The organism is Paraburkholderia solisilvae, from assembly GCF_902859875.1.
Lineage (GTDB): Bacteria > Pseudomonadota > Gammaproteobacteria > Burkholderiales > Burkholderiaceae > Paraburkholderia > Paraburkholderia solisilvae.
The window spans coordinates 1-6095 of the sequence record NZ_CADIKF010000103.1 but is presented as its reverse complement, the minus strand read 5'-3'; the positions used below and the strand labels follow the sequence as shown (position 1 = coordinate 6095).

General features: G+C 66.4%; 6 protein-coding genes. All 6 read right to left on the bottom strand.

What is annotated here, in order from left to right:
- The coding region (locus tag HV675_RS31770) for a response regulator (protein WP_281364202.1) at positions 1 to 379 on the bottom strand (379 nt) is incomplete at its 3' end.
- A gap of 59 nt (positions 380 to 438) precedes the next feature.
- Positions 439 to 1182 (bottom strand): chemoreceptor glutamine deamidase CheD, encoded by a 744-nt coding sequence (cheD, locus tag HV675_RS31765; RefSeq protein WP_175115421.1) that lies wholly within the window; start codon positions 1180 to 1182, stop codon positions 439 to 441.
- Entirely contained in the window at positions 1179 to 2132 is a 954-nt protein-coding gene (locus HV675_RS31760; RefSeq protein WP_175115420.1) for a CheR family methyltransferase, read from the bottom strand. The genes cheD and HV675_RS31760 overlap by 4 nt, the downstream gene beginning before the upstream one ends.
- A gap of 156 nt (positions 2133 to 2288) precedes the next feature.
- On the bottom strand, positions 2289 to 4169 hold the full coding sequence (locus tag HV675_RS31755) for a methyl-accepting chemotaxis protein (RefSeq protein WP_175115419.1): 1881 nt from the start codon (positions 4167 to 4169) through the stop codon (positions 2289 to 2291).
- Between the two features lie 54 nt (positions 4170 to 4223).
- Positions 4224 to 4721, bottom strand: coding sequence for a chemotaxis protein CheW (gene cheW / locus HV675_RS31750; protein ID WP_377700478.1), 498 nt, complete (start codon positions 4719 to 4721; stop codon positions 4224 to 4226).
- A 105-nt stretch (positions 4722 to 4826) separates the two neighbouring features.
- Positions 4827 to 6095, bottom strand: a 1269-nt coding sequence (locus HV675_RS31745; protein WP_175115417.1) for a chemotaxis protein CheW, incomplete at its 5' end; no start/stop codon positions are given.

Genomic DNA, 6095 nt, shown 5'->3' with positions numbered 1-6095 from the left:
CCGGATGCGCGGCCGGCGCCGTCTGCCGCACGCGCGCGCGGGCTGCCGCGCGCACCTTGTCGGCCAGCTTCTCCGAGTACTCGAGCATGCCGTCGCGGATGCCGACGCGCGGCTTCGTGACGAAATCGACCGCGCCCAGTTCGAGCGCGCGCAGCGTGATTTCCGAGCCGCGCTCGGTCAGCGACGACACCATCACGACCGGCATCGGCCGCAGCCGCATCAGCTTTTCAAGGAAATCGAGGCCGTCCATACGCGGCATTTCGACGTCGAGCGTCAGCACATCCGGGTTGTGCTGTTTGATCAGCTCGCGCGCGACGAGCGGATCAGGCGCGGTCGCCACCACTTCCATGTCCGCCTGGCCGTTGATGATCTCGGTCATCAGGCTGCGGATCAGCGCCGAATCATCGACGCACAGTACCTTGATCTTTTGCACAGTTATTACGCCTCCTCTGCGGTCCGCGCATTGTTGGAATCGTTCTCGCGCCCACCTGCGCCAAACAGCTCGATGCGAGGCCGTGCTGCGCCGGCCTGGCCGCCCGCGTCCGGCGCGCCGCGTCCGGCGCTGAACAGCTCGACGCGCGCACGCGCCTTCGCCAGCCGCTCGGCGCGCGCCTCGGCGGTCTGCCGGGCCAGCACGCGTTCGCGTTCCGCCACATCCGGGTCCTGCTGCAACCCGAGTTTCTTTACCATCACCTGGCCGGTGCGCGGCAGGAACGCGACCTTGCGCGGATGCGCGCCCTGCAGATCCTCGGCCAGGATACGGATCTTTTCGAGCGCGAGATAACGACGCACGAACTCCGAATTGCGATCGCCGATATTCATCGTCGTCATGCCGGCGAGCACCGCCGCGCCGCCGAACACTTTCGCTTCGAAGCGCTCGCGGCGCCCGCCCGCCTTGATCAGCTCGTTGATCAGCACTTCCATCGCGTACGCGCCATAGCGCATCGCGTCGGACGCCGCCTGCACGACCTCCGCGCCGTCGTCGGGCAGCATGAAGTGATTCATCCCGCCGATGCCGGCGGTGCGGTCCTGAATGCACGCGGCGACGCACGAGCCGAGCACGGTGACGAGCACCATGTCCTCGCTGGTCGTATAGAACTCGTTCGGCAACAGCTTCACGCCGGGGCGTTTGAAATGGTTGTCGTAGTAGAGATTGTTGGCGATCGGCAGCGCGGCGCTCATGCATTCACCTCATTCATCGCACCGTGCGCACGGACGCCGCCGTGGGCGCGTGCTTGCGCCGGTGCGCCATCGCCGTCGCGCGTCAGTTCGTACACGGTCTGTCCGCGCAGCCGGAACGCCTGCGTCACATAGGTGAAGTTCTCCGAGTGACCGGCAAACAGCAGCCCGCGCGGCTTCACGAGCGGCTCGAAGCGCGACAGCACCTGCGCCTGGGTCGGCTTGTCGAAGTAGATCATCACGTTGCGGCAGAAGATCGCATCGAACGGATTGCGCAGGCCGTAATCGTGATCGGTCAGGTTGAGCCGCTCGAAGCGGACCATCGCGCGCAGTTCGGGACGCACTTTCACGAGTCCCGCATGCGCGCCGGTGCCGCGCAGGAAGAAGCGCTTGAGGCGCTCCGGCGACAGATGCCGCACCTGCTCGTACTGGTAGACACCCGCGTCGCATTTTGCGAGCACCTGCGTATCGATGTCGGTCGCGAGCACCGTCGCCTGACGCGCGGCCGAATCGCCGAGCGACTCGACGAGCGTCATCGCGATCGAATACGGTTCTTCACCGGTCGACGCGGCCGAACACCACACCGACACCGGCTGCGGCCGCTTTTTCACGAACTCCGCGAGAATCGGAAAGTGATGCGCTTCGCGGAAAAACGCGGTCAGGTTGGTGGTCAGCGCGTTGGTGAACGCCTCCCATTCGGCGGGATCGTTGCTCGCTTCGAGCTGATCGAGGTATGCGCGAAAGTTGTCGAGACCGAGCGTACGCAAACGGCGCGCGAGACGGCTATACGCCATGTCGCGCTTGTGGTCGGACAGCGAGATGCCGGCGCGGCGATAGATCAGCTCGCGAATGCGCTCGAAGTCCGCGGAGGTGAACTCGAAGTCGCGGCCGGCCTCGCCGGCACGCGGCGCTTCGGCACGGTTGCCGCGTTGCGATGCGCGCGTGTCGCTCATTGGATACCCCGCGCGCGCGCTGCGCTGATGACGCGGTTTGCACGGGCGTGCACGTGCAGCGGACGGCCTCGCCCGAGCGCGCCCGAAAAGCGCGCGGTGCTGTGTCGCCCGTTCACGGGCGCGAAGCCGTAGCCCTGCATGTCCACATCAATCCTTCTAGAACGTTTCCCAGTCCGCATCCGGGGCGGCCGCCACCGATGCCGCCGGCGCAGGCGCAGCAGCCGCGACACGCGCGGCCGGACGCTTGAGCACCGGTTCGGTACGGCCAGCCGGCGCCATATGTTTCGGACCATCGTGCTTCGCCGCGTCGTGCTTCGGCGCGGCGCCTTCGGTGCCGACCGCGTCGCTTTGCGCGGCATGCGCCGCCTTGCTTGCGGACGCAACCGATCCTGCCGCGCGCGCGGGCGCCGCCGGATGCGGGCGAGCCGCCACTGGACGCGCCGCCGTGCGCAGCGGCGCCGAGAAATCGGCGTGACCGCTGCTCGACACGCGCCAGCCGCCGACCACGCCGCGCAATTGACGCGTCTGTTCTTCAAGCGACGCCGCCGCCGCGGCCGCCTGTTCGACGAGCGCCGCGTTCTGCTGCGTCACGTCGTCCATCTGGCTCACTGCGCGATTGACCTGCTCGATGCCGCCGGACTGTTCTTCCGACGCCGCGCTGATCTCGCCCATGATGTCGGTCACGCGCCGCACCGCCTGCAGGATTTCTTCCATCGTCGCGCCGGCGCGGCCGACGAGTTCCGAGCCGCTTTGCACCTTGCCGGCGGAGTCGCCGATCATTTCCTTGATTTCCTTCGCCGCGCTCGCGCTGCGTTGCGCGAGGCTGCGCACTTCGCCGGCCACGACCGCGAAGCCGCGGCCCTGTTCGCCCGCGCGCGCCGCTTCGACCGCGGCATTCAGCGCCAGAATGTTGGTCTGGAACGCGATACCTTCGATCACGCCGATGATATCGACGACCTTGTTCGAGCTCGCCGCGATATCGCGCATCGTCACGACCACTTCGCTGACCACGTCGCCGCCGCGCGTCGCGATGTCCGATGCGTTCACCGCCAGCTGGCTCGCCTGCCGCGCATTCTCCGCGTTCTGGCGCACGGTGCCGGTCAGCTGCTCCATGCTCGACGCGGTAGTCTGCAGCGATGCGGCCTGCTGCTCGGTGCGCTGCGAGAGATCCGTATTGCCCATCGCGATCTCGCGCGCGCCGGTGTCGATCGATTCGGTGCTGCCATGCACGGCCTTCACCAGCGCGACCACGCCGTCCTGCATCTTGCGGATCGCCGCGAACAGACGCCCCATCTCGTGGCGGCGCGCGCTCTGCACGATCTGCGTCAGGTCGCCGGTGGCGATCCGTTCGAAGCAATCGATCGCCTCGTCGAGCGGCCTCGTGATCATGCCGCGCAGCACCAGCTGCACGACGATCAGCATCAGCACCGCGATCGCGACGCCGGTGCCGATCAGCACCTTCATCGTCGCGATATACGCGCTGGTGTCCGCCTGCTTGCGGTTCGCGCTGTCCTGCAGCGCCTTCACGATCGGCGTCGCCGCATTGTCGAAGCCGACGAACAACGGGCTGATCTGCGTGTTCGCGATCTTCCTATACGTGGTCAGATCGACTTCGCGCAGCGCGGTGAGCTCCGGCTCGACGCCGTCGTGCACCAGCGCCGTGCGGCGCGCGAACGCCTCGTCGATCAGCGCCTGATCGATGCCGCCGCCTTTTTCCAGCGACGTGAACGTCTGCCACGCGTCGTTCGAGAGCTTGAACAGCTCCTGCGCGCGATTGATCGCCACCTTGGCCTGATCGAGTTCGCCGTCGCTCAGCAAGCCGCTCGCGCGATCCAGCGTGACGCGGCCGCGCAGCAGATAGGTCGACGTATCGCTCAACGCGCGCGTCGCCATCAGGTCGCCATTGGCGATCTCGTCAAGCGCGCCGGTTGCGCGCGACAGCGAAAAGAGTCCAAGCGCGCCGACCGCTACCGTCAGCAGCACCAGCACGATGCCGACCAGAGTCAGCGCCGCGCGGATCGACCATCGGTTCAACATGTCTTTCTCCTGCCTATTGCACCATCGGCACCATCAGCGCCATCCGATGCGCCATCAAAGGCTCACCGCCTCGATCAGCTCCATTTCGCGGCTCGTCATCAGCTTCTCGATGTCCATCAGGATCAGCATGCGGCCGTCGACCGTGCCGAGGCCGGTCAGGTATTCGGTCGTCAGCGTCGCGCCGAATTCGGGCGCCGGCATGATCTGATCGGCGGTCAGCGTCAGCACGTCCGACACGCCGTCGACCACCATGCCGACCACGCGATGCGCGACATTCAGGATGATCACGACCGTCTGATGGTCGTACTCGACGCGGCCCAGATGGAACTTGATACGCATGTCGACGATCGGCACGATGATGCCGCGCAGGTTGATCACGCCCTTGATGAAGTCGGGCGCGTTCGCGATGCGCGTGACGCTGTCGTAGCCGCGGATTTCCTGCACCTTGAGAATGTCGATGCCGTATTCCTCGGCGCCGAGCGTGAAGACGAGGAACTCCTGGCCGCCCGCTTCGGCCTGCGCTGCGTCGCGGCGGCTCACTGCGCCATGCATGGCCGGGTTGATCGATTGAATGTCTGCCACGTTAGCCCCCAGAGGGTTGGGTATGAGTTGGTTTGCTTATCGGATATCGGATGCCGGATCGGGTGACGCGGTCGCTCACGCCAGCGCGAGCGAGCCGTGTGCGGCGCGCGTCTCGCGGTTGAGCGCCGCCACGTCGACAATCAGCGCGACGCTGCCGTCGCCGAGAATCGTCGCGGCGGATATGCCGTGCACCTTCCGGTAGTTCGTTTCGAGGTTCTTCACGACCACCTGCTGCTGGCCGACCAGTTCGTCGATCAGCATCGCAAAGCGGCGCCCTTCGGTTTCCATGATCGTGACGATGCCCTGGGTCGGGTCGGTGCGCGCGCCGTCGACGGTGAACACCTCGTGCAGCGCGACGAGCGGCAGATATTCGCCGCGCACGCGCACCACGCGCTCGCCGTTGGCCACCGTGTAGATATCGTCGGCGCGCGGCTGCAGCGATTCCATCACGAAGTTCAGCGGCAGGATAAAGATCTCGTTGCCGACCTTCACCGACATGCCGTCCAGAATGGCCAGCGTGAGCGGCAACACGATGCGCGTCGTGCTGCCCTTGCCCGCGTGCGACGTGATTTCGACGTGACCGCCCATCGCCTGGATGTTCCGCTTCACGACGTCCATGCCGACGCCGCGGCCCGACACATCGGTCACCTGTTCGGCGGTCGAGAAGCCCGGCAGGAAAATCAGGTTCCAGACTTCCTCGTCGCTCATCGATTCGCTGACCGACATGCCTTGCTTGATCGCCTTCGCGAGAATCTTGTCGCGGCGCAGCCCCGCGCCGTCGTCGCTCACTTCGATCACGATATTGCCGCCGTGATGCGCGGCCGACAGCACCAGCTGGCCGGTGCCGTCCTTGCCCGCCGCACGCCGTGCTTCGACCGTCTCGATGCCGTGATCGAGACTGTTGCGCACGAGGTGCGTGAGCGGGTCGATGATGCGCTCGATAAGGCTCTTGTCGAGTTCGGTCGCCTGACCGAAGGTGACGAGTTCCACTTCCTTGCCGAGCTTCGCCGCCAGATCGCGCACGAGACGCGGGAAGCGGCTGAAGACGTAGTCCATCGGCATCATGCGGATCGACATCACCGCTTCCTGCAGGTCGCGCGCGTTGCGCTCGAGTTGCGCCATCCCGTTGTACAGGCGGTCGTGCAGCGCGGGGTCGAAGGTGCTCGTCGTTTCCGCGAGCATGGCCTGCGTGATCACCAGTTCGCCGACGAGGTTGATCAGCTGGTCGACCTTCTCGACGCCGACGCGAATCGAGCTGCCTTCGCTGCTCGCGGCCGCGGCCGGTCGGGCCTTGCGGTCCTGGTCGGCGCCGCCCGGCACAGCGGCGGCCGGTGCTGTCGCCGG